The organism is Pseudarthrobacter albicanus, from assembly GCF_018224015.1.
In the GTDB taxonomy this organism is placed as follows: domain Bacteria; phylum Actinomycetota; class Actinomycetes; order Actinomycetales; family Micrococcaceae; genus Arthrobacter; species Arthrobacter albicanus.
In genome coordinates this window covers 20,491-41,440 of sequence record NZ_JAGPOT010000002.1, presented here as the reverse complement: position 1 = coordinate 41,440, position 20,950 = coordinate 20,491, and the positions used below count along the sequence as shown (strand labels likewise).

Below are 20,950 nucleotides of genomic sequence, written 5' to 3'. Positions count from 1 at the left end.
GTCCGGATTTCCGCCGATTTCGGCGCTCTCGGGGCCCTCCGGCCGCCGATTTGTTGGACCGGGAATCTTCCGGTAGAGTATTTACTCGTTGCCCCCCTAGCTCAGTGGTAGAGCGCGTTCTTGGTAAGAACGAGGTCACCGGATCGATTCCGGTGGGGGGCTCTGAATGAGGGCCTGTGTCAAGGCGGTTTTGACCGGCTTCGCACGGGTTTTCCTCATTTATGGCGGTGTAGCTCAGTTGGTTAGAGCGCACGACTCATAATCGTGAGGTCGGGAGATCGAGCCTCCCCACCGCTACAGACTAAGACCCCCGGAATCCTTGAGATTCCGGGGGTCTTTTGTACACCAAAGATGTGGGCTCTCCGAGAGTCATCTCATACGGACCATCGCTCTGATCCCGTCTGTTGGTGTCGGCCGCGGTGGGCCATGCTGCCGGGACGCCTCCGGCGTGGCAGCCACAGTCCCGGTTTCCGGCGCGGAGCTGGCCCGGCCACGAGCTGCGGACTTCCGGGGTCATGGGGGGCAACCGAGCTGCCGGGCACGGTCGTGGAGTTTCTGGCGCTGCGCCTGGAGCCTCTTTATCTCCGCGGCCAGAGCAGCCTTCTCGCCGGGCCCGGCATGTTGCAGTTCCTCCTGCAGCCCACGAATCTCTGTTTCAAGGCCTGCCAATTCGTCGCGAATCCACTTGCAGTCGGCAGGGGGTGTGCGGTTGACGGTGACGGTGAACCCCGCCGGGACAACTGCCGAGAGTGTGAGCTCCAGCCCGCGGGCGGTGTCCGGAAAAGTGGCCCCCACGGTGGTGAGCACCTTCTTGAGGTGTACCGGTGGCCAGGATGCCTCGTCGATCCAGTAGACGACCACGCCTTCGCTCGGGATGCCGTTTGATACGTTCGGCGTGGCGGCCTCGTATCGGTCCGTACGTACACGCGCCTCGACGAGATAGTATCCTGAGCTTGCCGCCGACGGCAGCCTGATTGCGTGGACGCGGCCCGGAGTCGATGCCGCCGAGAGCGGCTGGGACAGTGCATGCACCGTCAGGCTCGCCACTCCAGACGACGCCGGTACCGTCGCCACCGTACCCGCGTCAATCCAACCAAGGTTCAGCTTCGTGAACACAGACGGGTGGGTGCCACATGAACAGTCCATGACGTCGAACGCACCGGGACTGTCGGGGATGCCGTACAGGTCTGCGAACTGTGTCAAGACGTGCAGGTTCTCCATGGCCAGGACTCCGAGCGGATCGAGCATGTCGACATAGCAGCTGCCTCCTGCCGCCCCCCAAAAGGCCCAGGAGGGACCAGGGTGGTCCGTGAAGATCACGCAAAAGTAGGAGACGCCCGATAGCTGTCCTCCGGCCGTGGCCGCTGCCACGGCCTGTTCCATGGCCCCGCCAATGTGCCAGCTCCCATCGGGTCGTTTGGCTGTGACCTGGAAGGGGCCATACACGTCGCCCACCAGCCGGGCCTTGCCGAACGACACAGTCTTCACGTACGAGCGCAGGTCCGCATGGTCCACCGGATCGTAGAAAATCTTCCGGCGCGCCTGCGCTTCCCAGTCTGCCGGTGGCACAGGCAGCTCCGGCGCGTGCGCCAACAGGAAAGCCACCTCTTTGGTCCCCAACCAAGCCGCCATGGTCATGCCTCCTAGTGGGTCGTTCCCTGATCCGCCACACCGTCGTTCCCTGACCCGCGACGCTGCGGGGGCTGATGTGACCGTGATGTCAGCCGGGCGGGTACTCGCTTGGTGTACGACATCCTTCTGGTCAGATAGGGCGATCAAAGCAGGAAAGCGTTACTGGACCGTTACTTAATTCAGAGGCGTTGGTTTGACTGACGTCCTGACAGTGCAGCGGTGCCCCTGTGCTTTTTGGTGAGGGACCTTGCGAGCTTTTCCTCGCAGCTACGTGCTGGAGAGGCGGTTGTCGGTGCCGACGTAGAGAGGCACTGATGGGCCGGCTGTCGGTGATCGAGATCTGGGGCGTCGCCACCCGGCTCACCAAACGCCTCAACACGCTCGGCATCCACTCCATCCTGGACCTGGCCCGGGCGGATCCGGTGATGATCCGGGACCGTTTCTCCGTGGTGATGATGCGGCCCGTCCTGGAACTGCAGGGCACGCCCCGCATCCCCATGGAGGAAGAGCGCATCGGACGGGACCAGCTGATCCTCTCCCGGTCCTTCGCCACGCCCGGGACCACCGCGGCGGACCTGAGCCAGGTCCTCAGCGTCTACGCCCAGCATGCCAGCGTCCGCCTGGCCAAATACGGGCTGCAGCCAATAGCCCGGTGAGTGGCGATTGGGAGGGCCCTCAAAGTTGCCATCCGTTCGGGGCCACTCAGCAAACGTTTATTGCCGGGGACATCGTCGGTATCCTCACGAGACGCTAGGAGTTGGGAGTTGGTTCTACCGAGGGCCCGTTTCGCTAGAACCAACTCGCACTTGTTCAAGTCAACTGGAATGCTGGGCGAAGCGTTCAGGCGAGTCTCTCGATCACCGGAACGACGACGTCAGCGGCGGTGACTGGCGGTGACGGCGAGGACCATGGTGGTGACGGCAACGACCCCTCGCGGACGACCCGCGTCCGTGGTGGGGCCGGCGATAAATGGCAGACTGTCGGGTATGGCGCACGGCTTGGATAAGGACCTTCACTTGGGCGGAGCGCCCTATGACACCCTGCAGACTGTGAACGTGATGCTGTTGACCGGGAGAATATGGCTCGTCGTAGCGGCGTCAGTCGGCCTCGGGCAGACGCTGGCAAGACATGACGCCGCTGGCGTTACCGATGGCGACGTCCTCAAGGGACCGGCCCTGGTGATTTTGACGGCGACGATGATGGCCGTTCTCGCCGGGGGCGCATTCCTGTTATTGAAGAGCGGCCAGCGGTGGGCTTGCTGGCTTGATGCGCTTGTTTGGCCTGTAGTTTGGTTCCTGGCCGTCTACCTTGGCGGGTTCGGCTACGCCATCCCGGGACTCGCCTGCGCTCTCGGGATTTTCCTTACGGTCGCCACCTATTTTCTGATGCCGTCGCGGGAGAGCGATAACCGGTGGCGATCCAAAAGGGCGGGATGATCACCTGACGGATGGGGATGTCGTATGGACCTTTTTGCACAAATCATGTTTCCGTTCAAGTGGCTGGTCTCGGTCATCATGGTCGGATTCCATGACGGACTGAGCGCCATCGGCCTGCCGGCGGCCAACGGCTGGACCTGGACGCTGTCCATCATCGGGCTGGTGCTGGTCATCCGTGCCGCCCTGATTCCGGTCTTCGTCAAGCAGGTCAAGGCCCAGCGCGGCATGCAGCTGCTGCAGCCTGACCTGAAGAAGATGCAGGACAAGTACAAGGGCAAGACCGACCAACTGTCCCGCCAGGCCATGGCGCAGGAGCAGATGGCCCTGTACAAGAAGCACGGCACGAACCCGTTTTCGGCGTGCCTGCCGATGCTGATCCAGATGCCGTTCTTCTTCGCCCTCTTCCAGGTCCTCTCCGGCATCAGCACCGCCAAGGCCAGCGGCGAGGGCATCGGCGCCATGAGCGTCGAGCAGGTCCGGCAGTTCGACGAGTCCAGCATCTTCGGCGCCCCGCTCTCCGCGTCCCTGCTCGGCGGCGGCGACAAAGTGGCGGTCACAGTGCTGACCGTCCTGATGATCCTGGCCATGACGGCCTCGCAGTTCATCACCCAGAAGCTGATCATGGCCAAGAACATGTCCGAAGAGGCCATGGCGGGCCAATCCATGGGGCAGCAGAAGATGATGCTGTATATCCTGCCGATCGTCTTCGGTGTGGGCGGCATCATCTTCCCCATCGGGGTCCTGATCTACTGGACCACCACCAACCTCTGGACCATGGCGCAGCAGTTCTTCGTCAGGGACCGGGGTGAAGCTCCCAAGGACCGCCTGTGATTCGTTGGCTGCTATCCGCGGCCCGAGTGGGACAGAATGGGTCCATGACGCGAATCGCAATCATCGGCGGCCACGGCAAGGTGGCCTTGGAACTTTCCCGGGTCCTCACCGCGGAAGGGGACGACGTCACGTCCCTGATCCGCAACCCGGACCATGCGGGCGACGTCGCCGCCACCGGCGCCACGCCGTCGGTCCTGGACGTTGAGAACTCGACGACGGCGGAAATCGCCGAAGCCCTCCGCAACCACGACGCCGTGGTCTGGTCCGCCGGCGCCGGAGGCGGCAACCCGGAGCGCACCTACGCCGTGGACCGGGACGCCGCGATCCGGTCGATGGACGCGGCGGTGCAGGCCGGCGTCGGACGGTATGTCATGGTGTCCTACCTGGGCGCCCGCCAGGACCACGGGGTGCCGCCGGACAACGGCTTCTTCGCCTATGCCGAGGCCAAGGCGGCCGCGGACGCCTACCTGCGCGGCACGGGCCTGGACTGGACCATCCTCGGCCCCGGCACCCTCACGGACGGGCCCGGCAACGGACTGATCGACGTCGATCCCGCCGACACCTCGGACGGCACGGCCACCGCGCGCGCCAACGTCGCCCGGGTGGCGGCCGCGGCGCTCGGGCTGCCGGCCAGCATCGGACACACCATTACCTTCCGGGACGGCACGCTGCCCCTCGCGGCAGCGCTGGAGCCACCCGACCAGCCGTAGCTCCGGCCGGCAGCACCGGCCGGCTCCCGCCAGCTGCCCGGTAAAGTGGTGGGGGCGGCCGGCGCATCCAGGACGGATCGCGCCGACTCCCGGGGAAAGGGAACGCATGGACCAGTTGGCACTCATCGTGGGACTGCTGCTGGCCACGGTGGTGGCGGTGGGGGTGGGGGACAGGCTTCGGCTGCCTTACCCGGTCCTGATGCTGATCCTGGCCGCCGCGCTGACCTTCATCCCGGGCTTCCCGGAGTTGGCGATTTCGCCGGAGCTGATCCTGCCCATCTTCCTTCCTCCCCTCCTGTTTGCCACGGCGCAGCGCAGCTCCTGGGCCGTGTTCCGGGTCCGCTGGCGCACCCTGCTCATGCTGGCCGTCGCCCTCGTGGTGGTCTCCACGGCCGTGGTGGCCGGCGCGGCGTGGCTCATGATCCCGGGGATCGGCATCCCCGCGACGATCGCCCTCGGCGCCATGGTGGCCCCGCCTGATCCCATCGCCGTGGACTCCATCGCGGGCCGCGTCCATATGCCCCGGCGGCTCATCACCGTGCTGCAGAGCGAGGGCCTCTTCAATGACGCCGCCGCCATCGTCATCTTCCAGGCAGCGGTTGCCGCGACGGTGTCCGGCACCAGGATTGCGCCCGACGTCGTGCTGCAGTTCCTCCTGGGGGCCGCGGTCGCCGTCGTGGTGGGCATTGCCATGGGCTGGCTCACCAGCCTGATCACCCGGCTCGTCACCTCCATGGTGGCGCGCAGCGCCGTCACGCTCGTGGTGCCGTTCGCGGCCTACATCCTGGCGGAGGAGGTGCATGCCTCCGGCGTCATCGCCGTCGTCGTCACCGCGCTCGAGATACAGCGCCAGTCGAGGCCGCAGGACGCCGCCGAGAGGGTCACGCGCACCGCGTTCTGGGACGTCGTGGAGCTGCTGGTGACCGGTCTGGCGTTCGGGCTGGTGGGGCTGGAGGTGCGGCAGGTCATCCGGGACGAAGGCAGCGGCATTTTCGGCATGACCGGTACGGCCGTCGTCGTCTGTGTGCTGGTGTTGGCGGTGCGGTTCCTGTGGATGGCGATGATGTCCGGACTGTCCCGGGCCATGAAGGACGGCCTGCGCCCCACGTCGGCCAAGGAAGTGCTCATCCTGACCTGGTGCGGGATGCGCGGCCTCGCGACGCTGGCGCTCGCTTTGGCGCTGCCCCTGACCCTGGCCGACGGGACCCCGTTCCCGGCCCGCAGCGAGCTCCTGGTGATCGCGTGCGCGGTGCTGCTGGCCACCCTGGTGCTGCCCGGGCTGACGCTGCCGTGGCTGATGCGGCTCCTGCAGGCTTCGGAGGACGGCTCCCAGGAGCGCGACGCCGCACGGCTCCTGGCCCACCGCGCGCAGCAGGCCGCCATCGCGGCGCTGAAGGACACCGAGCTGATGCGGGAGCTGCCGCCGGAGAAGGTGGCGCTCGTCAAGGAGAAGATGACGCGGCTTCATGCCGAACTGCTGGACGGCAGCCTGAAGGACGAAAGCCTGGGGGAGAAGCGCAAACGCGGACGCGAGCTCGCCATTGCGGTCCAGACGATCGCCCTCGATGCGGCCCGGCAGGAAGTGGTGGCCGCCCGGAACGAACCGGACATGGACCCCGAAGTCGCGGACCGGGTGCTGCGCCAGCTCGACCTGCGCACCATGATCATGCCGGAGTGACCACGCTGCATGCTCACTCCGGCTACGGGCTCAGCTCCAGCTCCAGGGCATTCGCTTCGACATAGTCCAGCGCGTGCCGGATCGCCCCGATGCTGACGATGGCGTCGCCCAGCGGGGAGACCGTCACGCGCGGGGGAGTGGCGGTGAAACGGGGCAGTGCGGCGGTGATGCCGGGCAGGAGCGCGGCGGCGGACGCGGCGACGGCGCCGCCGATCACGAGCTGCTCCGGGTTGATGAAGCTGGAGATGGTGGCGATGACGCGCGCCATCCGCTCGGAAATCCGGTCCAGGACCGCGCGCGCGGCGGGGTCCCCGGCAGCGGCGTCCGCAAATACCTGCCGTGCGCCGGCGGATCCGCCGGCCGGGGAACCGCCGGGCGTGCCGTTGCCGGCCGGGGACCACTGCCTCGCCAGGGCGGCGATGCCGTCGCTGGATCCGACACCCTCCACCAGGTCCAGGTAGCCCATTTCGCCGGCCGCGCCGCCGCGGCCATGCAGCAGCCGGCCTGATTCCAGCACACCGGCGCCCAGGCGTTCGCCCGCCAGCAGCACCACGAGGTCATCCACACCCGCGCCGGAGCCGCGCCAGCGTTCGCCGAGCACGGCGAGATTGGCGTCATTCTCCAGCAGCACCGTCCAGCCGTGCAGCTCCCGGAACGCGGAGCGGAGCCCGACGTCGAACAGGCTCCAGAAGTGCCGGGACGCCAGCACCTTGCCGTTGCGGTCCACCGGCGCCGCGATGCCGGCACCCGCCGCGAGGATCCTGCCCGGGGCCGCTCCCGCCGCCGCCAGCGCCTGCAGGCAGGCCCGGTCCACGACGCCGATCCGCTCCGCCGGGGGGATGTCGGCGGCCCGGAAGCTCTCGCTGGAGCGTCCGACGACGGTGCCGCGGAGGTCCGCGACGGCCGCCGTCGTGGTGGCGGCGCCGATATCGATGCCCAGCACGAATCCGGCCCGGGAATTGAGTTCGAAGCGCCGGGCCGGCCGGCCCTTCCGGGGGTTGCCGGCGCCCTCACCCTCCCGCCGGGGGCTGTCCAGTTCGCGGATCCAGCCGCGCCGGATCAGGTCCTCGCAGACGGCGATGGCCGAGGCCCGGGTCAGCCCGGTCCGGGCCATCAGCCCGGTCCCGGTGGCGACGTCGGTGCTGCGGATATGACCCAGGACCGCCAGGGCGTTGACGCGGCGCAGGAGCTGGGGGGTGGCCGCCGGCTGCGGCACCGGATCCTCGGGCATCGAACCTTGACCTCTCCTGCAACGGGACGGATAATTGTCCGGACAATATATTTAGCTTGTATCTAAAATACCAGAGACCCGGTTCCGAACCCCGAAGGATGCTCCCTTGTCCAACACCGCCACACTGGCAACCCTGTCCGGTTCCAACCCCTCAGCCGATCCCAACTGGTGGCGCCAGGCGTCCGTGTACCAGATCTACCCACGCAGCTTTTCCGACTCCAACGGCGACGGACTGGGCGACATCAGGGGCATCACGGCCAAGGTCCCCTACCTGAAAAAACTCGGGATCGACGCCGTCTGGCTGAGTCCGTTCTATCCCTCCGCCCTGGCAGACGGCGGCTACGACGTCGACGACTACCGCGACGTGGACCCCAAGCTGGGCAGCCTGGCTGACTTCGACGAGATGTCCGCCGCGCTGCATGCCGCCGGCATCAAGCTGATCGCGGACATCGTCCCGAACCACTCCTCCAACCGCCACGCGTGGTTCAAGGAAGCCCTCGCGTCCCCCCGGGGCTCGGCCGCGCGCGAGCGCTACATCTTCCGGGACGGGCTCGGGCAGGACGGCGGGCTGCCGCCGTCGGACTGGGAATCCGTCTTCGGCGGCCCCGCATGGGAACGCATCACCGAACCCGACGGCACCCCCGGCCAGTGGTACATGCACATCTTCGCCAGGGAGCAGCCGGACCTGAACTGGTCCAGCCGCGAAATCCGCGACGACTTCCTGAAGACCCTGCGCTTCTGGTCCGACCGCGGCGTGGACGGCTTCCGCGTCGACGTGGCGCACGCCCTGACCAAGGACCTCACCGAGCCGCTGCTGTCCAGGGTCGAGCTCAGCCTCGAGGGCACCGGCACCGACGGCTCCCACCCGTTCTGGGACCGCGACGAAGTCCACGAGATCTACGCTGAATGGCGCGAGGTCTTCAACGAGTACAGCCCGCCGCGCACCGCCGTCGCCGAGGCCTGGGTGCACGCCAGCCGCCGCGGCCGCTACGCCAGCCCGCGGGGCCTGGGCCAGGCGTTCAACTTCGACCTCCTGCAGGCCGACTTCGACGCCGGGGCGTTCCGCGAGATCATCACCCGGAACCTCGCCGAGGCGGCGGAATCCGGCGCGTCGTCGACCTGGGTGTTTTCCAACCACGACGTCGTCCGGCACGCCACCCGCTACGGCCTGCCCAAGGGCGGCGGCCGGCATGCCAAGGGCCAGGACGGCAAGGGCTGGCTGCTCGCCGGCGCCCCGGCCGGGGAGCTCGACGCCGGACTCGGCCTGCGCCGCGCCCGCGCGGCCACGCTGCTGATGCTGGCAGTTCCGGGCTCCGCCTACCTGTACCAGGGCGAGGAACTGGGCCTGCAGGAAGTCGCGGAGATCCCCGACGCCGCGCGCCAGGATCCCGCCTTCTTCCGCAACAAGGGCGTCGAGATCGGCCGCGACGGCTGCCGGGTGCCGCTGCCGTGGACCCCGGACGGCGCCTCCTTCGGCTTCGGCGACGGCGGCGCCCACCTGCCGCAGCCGGCCTGGTTCGGCCGCTACGCCGTGGCAGCCCAGGACGGCGCCGAGGGGTCCACCCTGGAGTTCTACCGCAAGGCCCTCAGGCTCCGCCGCGAGCTGCAGGGCGCCGAGGAGCTGGAATGGCTGGATAGCGGCGACGCCGGCGTCCTGCACTTCCGCCGTCCCGGCGGCTGGCAGTCCGTGACCAACTTCGGCGGCGAGGCCGTCGGGCTCCCCGCCGGCACCGTGCTGGTCAGCAGCGGACCGCTGGACGGCAAGCTCCTCCCCGGCAACACCACCGTCTGGCTGCGGTGAGCCCTTCGCTCCAGTCAACCCAGGAGCTGATCTACGGCTGCATGGGCCTCGGCGGCAGCTGGTCGGCGGAGCCGTACTCGTCCGCGCAGGTGGACGAGGCGGCTGCCGCCGTCGGCGCCGCCCTCGAGGCGGGGATCACCCTGTTCGACCACGCCGACATCTACCGCAACGGCAAGGCCGAGGCGGTGTTCGGCGAGGTGCTTGCGCAGACCCCCGGGCTGCGCGCCACGATCCGGCTGCAGACCAAATGCGGGATCCGGCTCAACGAGCAGGGGCTCGGGACGTACTACGACCTGAGCCGCGACGCCATCCTGGAACGGGTCAACGAAAGCCTGGCACGGCTCCGCACGGACTACGTGGACGTGCTGATGCTGCACCGCCCCGATCCCCTCATGGACCCCGCGGAGGTGGCGTCCGCCGTCGGGCAACTGATGGCGGAAGGCAAGGTGCGGGCCGTCGGCGTGTCCAACATGTCCGGGCCGCAGATCGAGGTGCTGCAGGACCGGCTGGAGGCCCCGGTGGTCGCCAACCAGCTGGAAATGAGCCTGCTGACGCGGGCGTGGCTGGAGAGCACCGTGCTGGTCAACCACGCCGACGGCACGGACTACAGCTTCCCGCACGGCACGGTGGAGCACTGCGTCCGCAAGGGCATCACGGTGCAGGCGTACGGCGCGCTGGCCCGCGGCCTGTACACCGGGGCCCCGGCCGCAACGCCCACGGCCGCGGACTCGGCCACCACAGCGCTCGTGGCCGCCCTCGCCGCGGAGCAGGGCACCACCGGCGAATCGATCCTGCTGGGCTGGCTGATGAAGCACCCGGCCGGGATCGCCCCGGCGATCGGCACCGCCAACCCCGGCCGGATCAGGGCCTGTGCCGGCGCCGCCGCGGCGGCCGCGGCCATGACCCGGGCGCAGTGGTACCGGCTCTGGATCACCGCACGCGGCAGCGACATCCCTTAGCCCGGCGGCGTGCCCGCAAAACAGTTACTCAAATTGATTGACAAGCCGAAATCACGGGGGCAGGATTCAACCACGCGTCCAGGGTCTCCGCTGGCGTGGCGCGATCGGCATCCAACGCTGGGGTCGTCATGGTGAACGTACAGGTGGCTCCGGCCGCTCCATTGCCCGCCTACGCCGGCTGGATCTTCCGGTGGAAGTTCCCGACGCTCGTCGTTGTTGCCATTTCGCTCTGGATCACCTTGACGGAACTGGACCGGCTCATTGAAGGAGCCGCGCCCCAGGACGGCGGGGCGGGCCGGTCGGCGGCCGGCCTGCAGGGGCTGGAGGCGTATGCGCGGCGGGACTCGTGGGACATCTGGGCCCAGTTGCATCCGGCCGCCGTCCCGGAGGTTGGGTGGCTGCTGATCATGTACGCCGCGGTCGATTTGCTGTTCGCGCTGAGCTACTTCCTGCTGCTCTTGGGGATTTTCCGTGGCCGGAAGTGGTTGACGCGCCTGGTCATCTTCGAATTCGCCTGCGAAGCCGTCGAGTCCGTGTTCATGGCGTTTTCCGCGGGGCATCCGGGGGTCCCATTCCTGAACGCACCGCTTTGGCTTGCCGCCTACGCCAAATGGGCCGCTTTGCTGGCCGTGCTGCTGTTTGCCTTGGCCGATGGGGTCCTGCGGCGGCGGTTGTTGAGGCGGTTGAAGGGTGTCCAGCGAGCCTTGCTCTTTCACCGGCTGAACCTTGCTGCGGTCGCCGGCATCGCGGCGATGGCCCTGCTGCCCATCCCCGGTGTCAGCGACCAGCTTCCGGACGCGCAAAGGTCCTGGGCTGCCCAGGGCCTGGGGGAAGCCCACTGGTGGTGGGCATGGGCCACCGTGCTGGCGGGGACTGCGGGTCTGTTTGTGCTCGGGAGACGGAGGTCGGAGCTGGCCTGGGCACTGTTCGCGAAGTCAGCACCGAAGAAGGCGCCCAGCGTGTGGTGGTGGGCATACGGTCCTATGCTGCTGGTCGCCGGACTCAGCGTGGCCGCCCTGACGCAGCAGCTTCCGGAGCCCCCAGGCGTCGGGATGCTCGTCGTCGTTGGTATTCCGATTGCAGTTGTGCTTGCCTCATGGCTGATCAAAGCGGTCAGCCCCTCCGTCGAGCCAACACCCCGGACGCGCGACCGAGGGCGGGCAGTCGCCGTGTGGCGCTGCGGCGACGCACTGGCCTGCCTGTTCCTCGTCGTATCGGGCATGGCGCTCATCCGGTCATTTTCGGCTCCGGTGGCATTGGCTGCAGTGAGCGGATGGCACCGGGACTGGGGATGGCCGGCGGTCTTCCTTGGCCTCGGATGGCTGGCTGTGCTTTTGGGGTTCTTTGCCGTCACACGGCTGCTGCGATGGACATGGACGTCAACATCAACCGGGGCGCTCGCAGGCCTTCTCGATCCGCGGGTCGCGTCCGGGACACTGTCGAAGAACGCTTCCTGGGCATCGCTGGCAGTCTCCTGCCTGGTGCTGGGATTGTACGAGGCGGTTCCGGACTGGGCCGCACGGACGCTCGGGGTTCCTGCCACCGCGGTTCTCAGTGTTCTCGCATGGACGATCGCCATTGGTTTTCTCGTAGTCCAGCTGCAGGAACAGCGGGCAATGCCGGTTTTCGAGAAGTTCGGCCTGCGGGCCAACCCCATTGTGACCCTGATCCTCCTGACCCTCGTCATAACGTCCATCAACGGAGGGGACAGCCGCGTGCACGCGATCCGTCAGTCGAGCCCAACTTCGGCCAACGAAAAGCGGCTGAAACTGGATGAGTACTTTAGGCGGTGGACCGCCTCGAATGGAGGCTGCGCCATTTCCGTTCCCGGGACAGCGGCCAAGGTCCGGCCCGTGATTTTCGTGGCTGCCGAGGGCGGCGGCATCCGGGCGGCCGTCTGGATTGCCAGCGCCTTCACGGAACTGGCGTCGCACCGGTGCGGGTCCACGTCCGTGGTGCTATCAAGCGGTGTGAGCGGCGGCTCGTTGGGCCTGGTCGTAGCGCAGCGCTACGGGGAAGAAGCAAAGCGAACCCGTGTGACACCGCTGGCCCTCGTGACCCGCATGGCTGCTCCGGATGCGCTGGCCGTCGGAGTTGCCGGGGCGCTCACAAGGGACATGGTCGCCGCGGGGACCGGCCTCCTGGTAGCCGCCAATGACCAGAACGGTTGGCAGGACCGGGCCGCCCTCATGGAGCGGGCATGGGAATCTGCGGCGAGGAAGCTGGCGGAACCCTGGCGGCCTGCTGACTCGCACACGGGCCCAACCGGTGCGCTGATTCTGAACTCCACCGCTTCCGGGATCGGATGCCGCCTCCTCATCAGCCAAATCGATCTTGACGGGAGCTCCGCGGCGAGAACCGGTGTTGCCAAGGACGCGAGTTGCCGCCACGGCGGGACGCCACTTTCCATAGACCTGATGAGCCAGGACGCCTGCCCCCTGGCCGTATCGTGGTCGACGGCTGCGATGATTTCCGCCCGCTTTCCCCTCATTTCACCGGCAGGCCGGGTTCCCTATCGGACCGAATCGGGGTGTTCCCCGGACAATTCCTACCAGGCCATCGATGGCGGCTACTCCGAAGGGTCCGGGCTGGGCACGGTTAATGACGTCTGGCCGCTGTTCCAGGAGGAAATCAGGCAGCACAACCTGACGGTGGGTGACGGCGGGACGTATTTCGCGCCGGTCTTCCTGTATGTCCGGAACTCACGAGGCGCCGATGTCCTCGCCGCACCGCCAAAGGCAGCCGGGGAACTGGCGGTTCCTCTGCTGGGCATCAGTGCCAAGAATCTCCAGTCGGACGCCAGCAGTTGGCTGCAGAGACTTGCATCAGACGACGACGTCTGTGGCTCTGCCTCAGGCGACTGCGCGGTGGCGTCCAACGAGCTAAAAAGCAGGCTGGGAGGCCAAAGTACAGTTGTACTGGCTCCCGACAGTCATCCGGCAATCGACCCTCCCCTCGGCTGGGCGCTGTCGCAGCTGAGCCAGGACGAACTGTCCCGGGCGATGGACACCGCGACCTGCCGTAATGAAGGCGCAGGGGAAGACTGCTCTGAATTCGCGAGGCTCCTCCATGTCTTGGACCGGGGGAGCCCGGCGGCTGTTCCCGGCGGTTAGCCTCAGATACCGCCGCCGTTTCGTGATTTTGGTCGTATTGGTCCCCCGGATGGCCGGAATACTTGGCTGGAGGTACCCCGGTGCGGCTAGCGTAGATACATGACGTCTACCACCACCGCCGGAACCGTCCGGCCCCACCGCAACATCCCGGCCGACATCGCCCGCTCCTGGCTGCTGGTCAACGCAATGAAACCCGAACTGTTCGCCGAATCCGCCGCCGGACGCGCGGATGCGGTCGTCCTCGACATCGAAGACGCCGTGGACCCTTCCCAGAAGGACGCCGCGCGTGAACACGTCGTCGACTGGCTGACCGCCGGCGGCACGGCCTGGGTCCGCATCAACGACGCGACCAGCCCCTTCTGGGCCGATGACCTCGCCGGGCTCCGCGGCACCCCGGGCCTGCTGGGCGTCATGCTCGCCAAGACCGAGTCCGCTGACCAGGTCACCGAAAGCTTCCACCGCATGGACGGCAAGACCCCGGTCATCGCGCTCGTCGAGTCGGCCCTGGGCATCGAGGAAGCCAACCACATCGCCAGGGCCCAGGGCGCGTTCCGCCTGGCCTTCGGCTCGGGCGACTTCCGCCGCGACACCGGCATGGCGGCCACCCCGGAGGCGATGGCCTACCCCCGCGCCAAGCTGGTTGTGGCCAGCCGCGTCGGCAACCTGCCCGGCCCGATCGACGGACCCACGGTGGGAACGAACCACCCCATCCTCCGTGAACAGACGGCCATCACCGTCATGATGGGCATGACCGGGAAGCTCTGCCTGGCCATCGACCAGACGTCCATCATCAACGAGGTCATCAGCCCCACGCCGTCGGACGTCGCCTGGGCCACGGACTTCATGGCCGACTTCGAGGCCAGCGGCCGCGTGATCCGCGACGGTTCCGACCTGCCGCGCCTGGGCCGCGCCGAAAAGATCATGAAGCTCGCGGTAGCCTTTGGGGTCCAGCCGGCCCTGTAGCCGCACCCGAACGAACTGAGGAGACCCCGTGGCCGATACCCGATATCCGGTCCACGGGGTCTTTTGGTGAGCGCCGGTAGACTGGCACGGTGCTGAATGAATTCTGGGCCTCCGCCTCAACCACCTACAAGGTGCTCGTCTTCAGCGCCATGGGCCTGATCGCCGCCGGCATCATCCTCAACATCGTGGGCAACACCTCCCACAACCAGGGCCTGGCCGTGGCGTCCCTTCCGGTCATCGGACTCGGACTGGTCCTGCACATCGTGGGGATCGTGGTCCGCGGCCAGACGATCCGGAAGAACCTCAAGCGCTGACAGCCGCGTTCCGCCAGACATGGCTCCGGGCGTGCTCCACGGCCGCCGGCAGGGTGGTGAACAGGTGCTTGTGGTGCCGCAGCGAGCGGATCACCCCGACGTTGGTCACCAGCTCCAGATGGTCCGGCTGGACCCCCTTGAGCAGGACCGTGACGCCCCTCAACTCCAGGGCCGAGATGACCTCAACCAGGGTGTGGGCGCCCGTGGCATCGAGCATCCGCACCTGTGACAGCCGGATGATGGCCACCTGGACGTCCTTGACCCTGCTGATTTCCTGCAGCACCCGTTCGGCGGCACCGAAGAACATGGCCCCCTCCAGCCGGAAGACGGCAATGTGCTCGTCCCCGGGAACGGGTACCCCCGGAATTTCCTCGCGCTGCACCCCGCTCAGGGAGGCGAACTTCCGCAACGTGAAGATGGCAGCGGCGACAAGCCCGATCTCGATGGCCACGATCAGGTCGAAGGCGACGGTGATGATGGCGGTCAGGATGAAGACGAAGGCGTCGGCGCGGGTAGAGCGCAGGATGGCGGTGACCGTGTGTCTTGAAACCATGCGTGTTGCCGTCACCATCAGGATGCCGGCCAGGACCGCCAGCGGGATCCTGCCGACGAGTCCGGCCGCGAGGTAGATGATGGCCAGCAACACGAGGGCGTGCACGATCGCGGAGAGCCGGGTCTTGGCGCCGGAGCGGACGTTGACGGCGGTCCGGGCGATCGCGCCGGTGGCCGGCATGCCGCCGAAGAACCCTGCCGCGACGGAGGCTAGCCCCTGCCCCGTGAGCTCGCGGTCCGGGCTGTAGGCCCCGCTGGGCCGGCCGTCCGGGCCGACCATGCCGGCGGCCACCCGGGCCGAGAGCAGGGATTCGATGGCGGCCAGGGTCGCGATGGACACTGCGGGCATGAGCAGCCCGCCGAGTGCCGCCGGACCGAAGGAGGGCATCGAGGGCGCCGGCAGGGAATGCGGCAGGCCGCCGATCCGGGGGATGTCCAGCTGAAGCAGTTCGGCGGCGACGGTGGCCAGCAGCACCGCGATCAGGCTTGCGGGCAGGGATTTGTGCAGCTTCGGGAGCACGTACATCACGGCAGCCACCCCTACGACGACGCCGAGCGTGTGCAGTACTGTGGGCGCCGTGGCCCTGGAAGCGCTCTCGATCGCGGCCAGCAGGGTGTTGTGGCCCGGGATTCCCTGCGTGCCGGTCGCCATCGGAACCTGCTGGAGGAAGATGATCAAGGCGATGCCGAGGGTGAAGCCCTCCACGACAGGCCAGGGAATGAAGGCCACGGCCCGGCCCAGACCGCTGATGCCCAGGATGATGACCAGCAGCCCCGCCAGCAGGGAGACCAATGCGATGCTGCCGACGCCGTGGGTGGCGACCACCGGAGCCAGCACGACCACCATGGCACCGGTGGGCCCGGAGACCTGGACATGCGAGCCGCCCATGATGGCGGCCACCAGGCCGGCCACCACCGCGGTGATCAGCCCGGCCTCGGCCCCGACGCCCGAGCTCACACCGAAGGCAAGCGCCAGCGGGAGGGCCACGATGCCCACCGTTATCCCGGCGAGCAGGTCCGTCTTCCAGGAGGAGCGCAGGCCGTCGTAGTCGCGGCGGGACGGCAGGAACCGTGCGAGGAATGTGCCCCTCACGAGGCGGAGCCCTGGAGATGCCCGTCCGGCAGTTCCTGCGCGAGCCGCAACTGCTCGTTGGAGCCGGCCAGCCGGTCCAGGAGGAAGACCCTGGCTATCGCCAGCAGCTCTGAAATCTTCGGGTGGGCCAGCCGGTAGGTGACGGCATTCGCTGACCGGACAGAGGTCACCACCCCGTGCCGGCGGAGAGTCGCCAGGTGCTGGGACAGATGGGAGGCCTCAAGGCCCGTCTCGGCCAGGAGATAGCTGACCGGCGCCGCGCCGTCCGGGGCGGCGGCCAGCAGTTCCAGCACCCGGATCCGGGCCGGATGGGCGAGGGCCTTGAAAAGGTTCGCCTTGATCTCGTACAAAGGGGTCTGCGCCGCTGAAATCATGGCTGGCCTGGGCTCTCTTGCTCCGCAGCCGCGGCGGAACCACAACTGGGTTGATGGATTGATGTTTTCATCATACCATTCCGGTGCTGGGCCGTGCAGGAGTGTCAGGGACGGCCGCCGGAGGCGTGGCACTAGGCTTGAACCATGACTATCAATCCGGATCTGCAGGGGCGCAGCTACCCTGCCGCAGAGGTGTACGACGTCGGCCGCGAGAAGATCCGCGAGTTCGCGCGCGCGGTCAAGGCCACGCACCCGGCCCACTTCGACGTCGACGCGGCCGCCGCCCTCGGCCACAGCGACCTCGTGGCGCCGCCGACCTTCGCCATCATCATCGCCCAGCGTGCCGACGCCCAGCTGATCGAGGATCCCGAGTCCGGCATCGACTTTTCGCGCGTGGTCCACGCCGACCAGCGCTTCGTCCACCACCGCCCGATTGTCGCCGGTGACCGGCTGGTCGCCGAGCTGCACGTCGACGGCGTCCGCGCCATGGGCGGCGGGGCCATGATCACCACCCGCTCGGAAATCTTCGCGCTTGCCGGTGACGGCGCCGCCGGCGGTTCCCGCGCGGCAGTCGCCACCGCCACCTCATCCATCCTGGTCCGCGGAGAGGGACAGTAGCCATGAGCCTTGCATCCACGAGCCCCAAATTTTCAGAACTCACGGTCGGCCAGGACATCGGCAGCCGCAGCATCGAGGTCACCCGCACGGACCTGGTCAAGTATGCCGGCGCGTCCGGGGACTTCAACCCCATCCACTGGAACGGGGCCTTCGCCACCGGCGTCGGGCTGCCGGGTGTCATCGCCCACGGCATGTTCACCATGGGTGCGGCCGTCCAGCTCGTGACCGACTGGGCGGGCGACCCCGCCGCCGTCGTGGATTTCCAGACCCGCTTCACCAAGCCCGTCCCGGTGGCCGACACCACGGGCACGCCGGAACCCGGCGCCGTGATCGAGGTCAGCGGCGCCATCGGAGCGCTCGACGCCGAGGCGGGCACCGCCCGTGTGGACCTCACCGTCGTCTCGGCCGGCCAGAAGGTGCTGGTGAAGGCGCAGGCCGTCGTCAGGCTGGGCTGAGCGCTTGGGGCGTGCAGTGGGCCGGCGCACTCCCCAGGCCGCCCAAGTCACGGCGTGGCGCAACGCCGTGGTGGCCGCCTACGGGTTCAGCGGCCTTGCCTTCGCGAGCTGGGTGTCCCGGCTGCCGGCGATCCGCAACGGCCTCGAGCTGACCCCGGGCACCGTCGGGCTGCTGCTGCTGTGCATGACGGTGGGCTCCTTCATCTCGGTCTCTGCCTCGGGCCTGATCGTGCTGCGCTTCGGCTCCCAGCGCACCATCCGGATCGGCAGCATCATGGTGGGCGCCGGACTCGTCCTGGCCGGCTTCGGCACCTCCGTGCTCGCCAGCCCGCTCGCGGTCGCCGCGGGCCTGGCCGTCATCGGGCTGGGCACCGCCAGCTGGAATACGGCCTCCAACGTGGAGGGCGCCGCGGTGGAACGGGCGGTGGGCCGGCACATCATGCCCCGGCTGCACGGGTCCTTCAGCCTCGGGACGGTCGCCGGCGCCGGGCTGGGCGCCTGGGCCGCGGGGGCCGGGGTCCCGGTCTTCTGGCATCTGGCCGCGGTGGGCGCGATCGTGGCGGGCTCCGTGGCCACGGCCGCCCGCTGGTTCCGCGCCGACATCACGCCGCTGCAGGACCGGGGCTTTAAGCCGGCCAGACCGGACACCTTCGAGGACCCGTCCACCGGCCCGCTGGCCATCATCCGGCCGGACACCGGCAAGGCCGCGGAACCGCTGGACAACAAGCGACAGATCGCGCAGGCCTGGCGTGACCGCCGGACGCTCCTGCTGGGCGTCCTCGTGCTGGGGCTGGCCCTGGCCGAAGGCGCGGCCGGGGACTGGGTGGCGCTGGCGCTCGCGGACGGCCACGGCCAGTCCGAGGCCGCCGGGGCCGCGGGCTACGGCCTGTTCGTCACGTTCATGACGGTGGGCCGCTTCGCCGGGACCGTGGTCCTGGACCGCTTCGGCCGCGTCCCGGTGATGCGCTGGTGCGCCGCCCTGGCCGTCCTGGGCCTTGGCCTGTTCGTCTTCGCCCCCGTCCCGTGGCTGGCCTTCGTGGCGCTCGCCGTCTGGGGGCTTGGCGCCTCGCTGGGGTTCCCGGTGGGCATGTCCGCCGCCGCCGACGATCCGGCCAGGGCCGCCGCGCGGGTCTCCGTGGTCTCCACGATCGGGTACGGCGCCTTCCTCTGCGGTCCGCCGCTGCTGGGCCTGCTGGCCGAACACGTGGGCATCCTGCACTCGCTGCTGGCCGTCATGGTGATGCTGGTGGTCAGCTTCCTGCTCTCCCCGGTGGCCAGCAAGCTCCCGGTCGCCCGCGAGGTGGCACAGTAGCGGGCGGCCGTATTTTCCGTTCCTTTCAGGCAAGCACGCGATCCCGGCTAGGCTGGTCAGGTGACCCAGACTCTGCTTTCCGCCCTGACCACGGCCGCCGTCGGCGGTCCCGCCGGCAGCTACCTCGAAGCCCGCACCGAGGCCGAAGTCATCGACGCCGTCCGTTCGGCCGACGCCGCCGCAGAGCCCCTGCTGATCATCGGCGGCGGCTCCAACCTGCTGGTGTCCGACGACGGGTTCCCCGGCACGGTGCTGAAGATCGCCTCGGAGGGGTTCACCGTCGACGCGGAGGACTCCTGCGGCGGGGCGGCCGTTGTGGTGCAGGCCGGGCATAACTGGGACGACTTCGTGGCGCACGCCGTGCTGCACGCGTGGTCCGGCATCGAGGCGCTGTCCGGCATCCCGGGCGCCGCCGGGGCCACCCCGGTGCAGAACGTCGGCGCTTACGGCTCCGACGTCTCCCAGACGATCGCTGCGGTGCGCACCTGGGACCGGGAACGCAACGCCGTGCGGACCTTCACGAACTCGGAGCTGAAGTTCGGCTACCGGGACTCCGTGCTGAAACAGAACACCGTCGGCGGCTCGCCGCGCTACGTGGTGCTCACCGTGGAGTTCCAGCTGCCGCTGGGCCGGATGAGCGCCCCCGTCCGCTACGCCGAGCTGGCCCGGTCGCTGGGCGTGGAGCCGGGCCGGCGGGCCTACTCCAATGACGTCCGGCGCGAGGTGCTCCGGCTCCGCGCGTCCAAGGGCATGGTGTGGGACGCGGCGGACCGGGACACCTATTCCACCGGATCCTTCTTCACGAATCCGATCGTTGCGGCCGGCGTCGCGGACCGGCTTCCGGAAAGCGCTCCCCGGTACCCGGCCGGCGCGGACGGGCTGGTGAAGCTCTCGGCGGCCTGGCTGATCGAGAAGTCCGGCTTCGGCAAGGGCTACGGGCTTGAGCCGGACAGCGTGTCCGGCGGTCGGGCCTCGCTGTCCACCAAGCACACCCTCGCCATCACCAACCGGGGCGGCGCGAGCACCGCGGACCTGCTGGCCATCGCCCGCGCGGTGCGCCGCGGCGTCGTCGAACGCTTCGGGATCGAACTGCACCCCGAGCCGCTGCTGATCGGCGTCGAACTCTAGCGTCGGGCTGGGGTCCTGGCCTGGCGGGACAACCTGCCTGGCTCCTGCCGCCGCGCTGATGGGCATTTTCATTAGTCCGCCGGGGTTCAGGTCCAGGCGGTGGGATCGGCGAGATAGCGGCTGCTCCCCGGGAGGACATGTCCAGCCCTCGCCCGGCCGGGAACCTCAGGCTGTGCCGGCTGCGCTACACCGGTCAACCGACGAAAATGCCCGTCAGTTCCTGCCGCGGGGCGGCGCGAGCCTGCTGAACAGCATGAAGGTGAAGCCGGACGCCGCCGCGCCGAGCAGGAAGACCTGGCAGAACGCCACCGACTGGGCGCTGGGGCCGCTCTGCAGCACCAGCCCCGCGCCTGCGAAAGCGACGGCGCCGGCCAGCAGCGCCAGCGAGCCGAGCAGGAAACTCTGCACCGTTGCCGGGAACTCGCCGGCGTCGTGCTGGAAATCACGATGCCGGAAATCATGGTGGGGGAGATCACCGGGCCGGAGATCCCGGTCCCGCAGCCCGTCCTGCCGCCGCGCTGCGGACCGGGGCTGGAGCGCAGCCGCCGTGACGAAGCTCGCCACGGACACCGCCATGCACACGCCGGAGACCAGCTGCATTGTGCTCATCATGGGGGAGAGGCGGGTGCCGCTGGCGATCGCGACGGCGAGTCCGGCGGCCATGCCGGCAGCGCTGGCGGCCCAGCCCAGCAGGGCCAGCTTCCTGCACAGGGGCCGCAGCTGCGGCCACATCTCACTCATGGTCATGTC

The 20,950-nt window shown here is 68.6% G+C and carries 18 protein-coding genes, 2 tRNA genes and 1 pseudogene; 16 read left to right on the top strand and 5 right to left on the bottom strand.

The genetic code is table 11. The features are described 5' to 3' along the window. Positions 1–90 precede the first annotated feature (90 nt). Both J9611_RS00875 and J9611_RS00870 read left to right on the top strand, forming a co-directional pair. A tRNA-Thr gene (locus J9611_RS00875) sits at positions 91–162 on the top strand. A gap of 61 nt (positions 163–223) precedes the next feature. Further along, a tRNA-Met gene (locus tag J9611_RS00870) sits at positions 224–297 on the top strand. A 216-nt stretch (positions 298–513) separates the two neighbouring features. Here the strand turns inward: J9611_RS00870 and J9611_RS00865 are convergent. After that, a complete protein-coding gene (locus tag J9611_RS00865; protein ID WP_211876801.1) occupies positions 514–1,638 on the bottom strand; it encodes a hypothetical protein in 1,125 nt (374 codons plus the stop codon). Between the two features lie 293 nt (positions 1,639–1,931). Here J9611_RS00865 and J9611_RS00860 point away from each other — a divergent pair. The 5 genes and pseudogenes from J9611_RS00860 to J9611_RS00840 all read left to right on the top strand — a co-directional run. Continuing rightward, positions 1,932–2,273: pseudogene (locus J9611_RS00860) on the top strand (Y-family DNA polymerase); the annotation flags it as partial. 357 nt (positions 2,274–2,630) lie between these two features. After that, a complete protein-coding gene (locus tag J9611_RS00855) occupies positions 2,631–3,068 on the top strand; it encodes a hypothetical protein (protein WP_211876800.1) in 438 nt (145 codons plus the stop codon). 24 nt (positions 3,069–3,092) lie between these two features. Next, positions 3,093–3,899 (top strand): membrane protein insertase YidC, encoded by an 807-nt coding sequence (yidC, locus tag J9611_RS00850; protein ID WP_211876798.1) that lies wholly within the window; start codon positions 3,093–3,095, stop codon positions 3,897–3,899. Between the two features lie 44 nt (positions 3,900–3,943). Next, a complete protein-coding gene (locus J9611_RS00845; protein ID WP_211876796.1) occupies positions 3,944–4,609 on the top strand; it encodes an NAD(P)H-binding protein in 666 nt (221 codons plus the stop codon). A gap of 106 nt (positions 4,610–4,715) precedes the next feature. Further along, a complete protein-coding gene (locus J9611_RS00840) occupies positions 4,716–6,287 on the top strand; it encodes a Na+/H+ antiporter (protein ID WP_211876794.1) in 1,572 nt (523 codons plus the stop codon). Positions 6,288–6,309: 22 nt separating this feature from the next. Here J9611_RS00840 and J9611_RS00835 read toward each other — a convergent pair whose 3' ends face one another. After that, positions 6,310–7,518, bottom strand: a complete 1,209-nt coding sequence (locus tag J9611_RS00835) for an ROK family protein (protein WP_211876792.1) — start codon at positions 7,516–7,518, stop codon at positions 6,310–6,312. A gap of 106 nt (positions 7,519–7,624) precedes the next feature. Here J9611_RS00835 and J9611_RS00830 point away from each other — a divergent pair, with 106 nt between their 5' ends. The 5 genes from J9611_RS00830 (at position 7,625) to J9611_RS00810 (ending at position 14,668) form a co-directional block, all read left to right on the top strand. Then, positions 7,625–9,319: a glycoside hydrolase family 13 protein gene (locus J9611_RS00830; RefSeq protein WP_211876790.1), complete on the top strand. Its 1,695-nt coding sequence runs from the start codon at positions 7,625–7,627 to the stop codon at positions 9,317–9,319. Continuing rightward, entirely contained in the window at positions 9,316–10,278 is a 963-nt protein-coding gene (locus J9611_RS00825; protein ID WP_307856991.1) for an aldo/keto reductase, read from the top strand. Before J9611_RS00830 ends, J9611_RS00825 begins: the two co-directional genes overlap by 4 nt. 128 nt (positions 10,279–10,406) lie before the next feature. Next, positions 10,407–13,391 carry a hypothetical protein gene (locus tag J9611_RS00820; RefSeq protein WP_211876788.1) on the top strand — a complete coding sequence of 995 codons (2,985 nt, stop codon included), beginning with the start codon at positions 10,407–10,409 and terminating at the stop codon, positions 13,389–13,391. 99 nt (positions 13,392–13,490) lie between these two features. Next, positions 13,491–14,354, top strand: a complete 864-nt coding sequence (locus tag J9611_RS00815) for an HpcH/HpaI aldolase/citrate lyase family protein (protein WP_211876787.1) — start codon at positions 13,491–13,493, stop codon at positions 14,352–14,354. 89 nt (positions 14,355–14,443) lie between these two features. Further along, the gene (locus tag J9611_RS00810) at positions 14,444–14,668 is read left to right on the top strand and encodes a DUF3188 domain-containing protein (protein ID WP_211876786.1); all 225 of its coding nucleotides are present in this window, start codon (positions 14,444–14,446) and stop codon (positions 14,666–14,668) included. Here the strand turns inward: J9611_RS00810 and J9611_RS00805 are convergent. Beyond that, entirely contained in the window at positions 14,658–16,313 is a 1,656-nt protein-coding gene (locus J9611_RS00805; RefSeq protein ID WP_211876785.1) for a SulP family inorganic anion transporter, read from the bottom strand. The genes J9611_RS00810 and J9611_RS00805 overlap by 11 nt on opposite strands. After that, a complete protein-coding gene (locus J9611_RS00800; RefSeq protein ID WP_211876783.1) occupies positions 16,310–16,687 on the bottom strand; it encodes an ArsR/SmtB family transcription factor in 378 nt (125 codons plus the stop codon). The genes J9611_RS00805 and J9611_RS00800 overlap by 4 nt, the downstream gene beginning before the upstream one ends. A gap of 144 nt (positions 16,688–16,831) precedes the next feature. Between J9611_RS00800 and J9611_RS00795 the strand changes: the two genes are divergently transcribed. The 4 genes from J9611_RS00795 to J9611_RS00780 are packed head-to-tail and all read left to right on the top strand — an operon-like array spanning position 16,832 to position 20,200. Continuing rightward, positions 16,832–17,305, top strand: a complete 474-nt coding sequence (locus J9611_RS00795; RefSeq protein WP_211876774.1) for an FAS1-like dehydratase domain-containing protein — start codon at positions 16,832–16,834, stop codon at positions 17,303–17,305. 2 nt (positions 17,306–17,307) lie between these two features. Then, positions 17,308–17,760 carry a MaoC family dehydratase gene (locus J9611_RS00790; protein WP_211876772.1) on the top strand — a complete coding sequence of 151 codons (453 nt, stop codon included), beginning with the start codon at positions 17,308–17,310 and terminating at the stop codon, positions 17,758–17,760. Positions 17,761–17,776: 16 nt separating this feature from the next. Continuing rightward, complete coding sequence (locus J9611_RS00785; protein ID WP_211876770.1) at positions 17,777–19,072, top strand: MFS transporter; 1,296 nt, start codon at positions 17,777–17,779, stop codon at positions 19,070–19,072. Between the two features lie 60 nt (positions 19,073–19,132). After that, positions 19,133–20,200 carry a UDP-N-acetylmuramate dehydrogenase gene (locus tag J9611_RS00780; RefSeq protein ID WP_211876768.1) on the top strand — a complete coding sequence of 356 codons (1,068 nt, stop codon included), beginning with the start codon at positions 19,133–19,135 and terminating at the stop codon, positions 20,198–20,200. 213 nt (positions 20,201–20,413) lie between these two features. On the opposite strand, the gene J9611_RS00775 is transcribed toward J9611_RS00780, so the two are convergent. Beyond that, the gene (locus J9611_RS00775; RefSeq protein ID WP_246527192.1) at positions 20,414–20,947 is read right to left on the bottom strand and encodes a hypothetical protein; all 534 of its coding nucleotides are present in this window, start codon (positions 20,945–20,947) and stop codon (positions 20,414–20,416) included. Positions 20,948–20,950 lie beyond the last annotated feature (3 nt).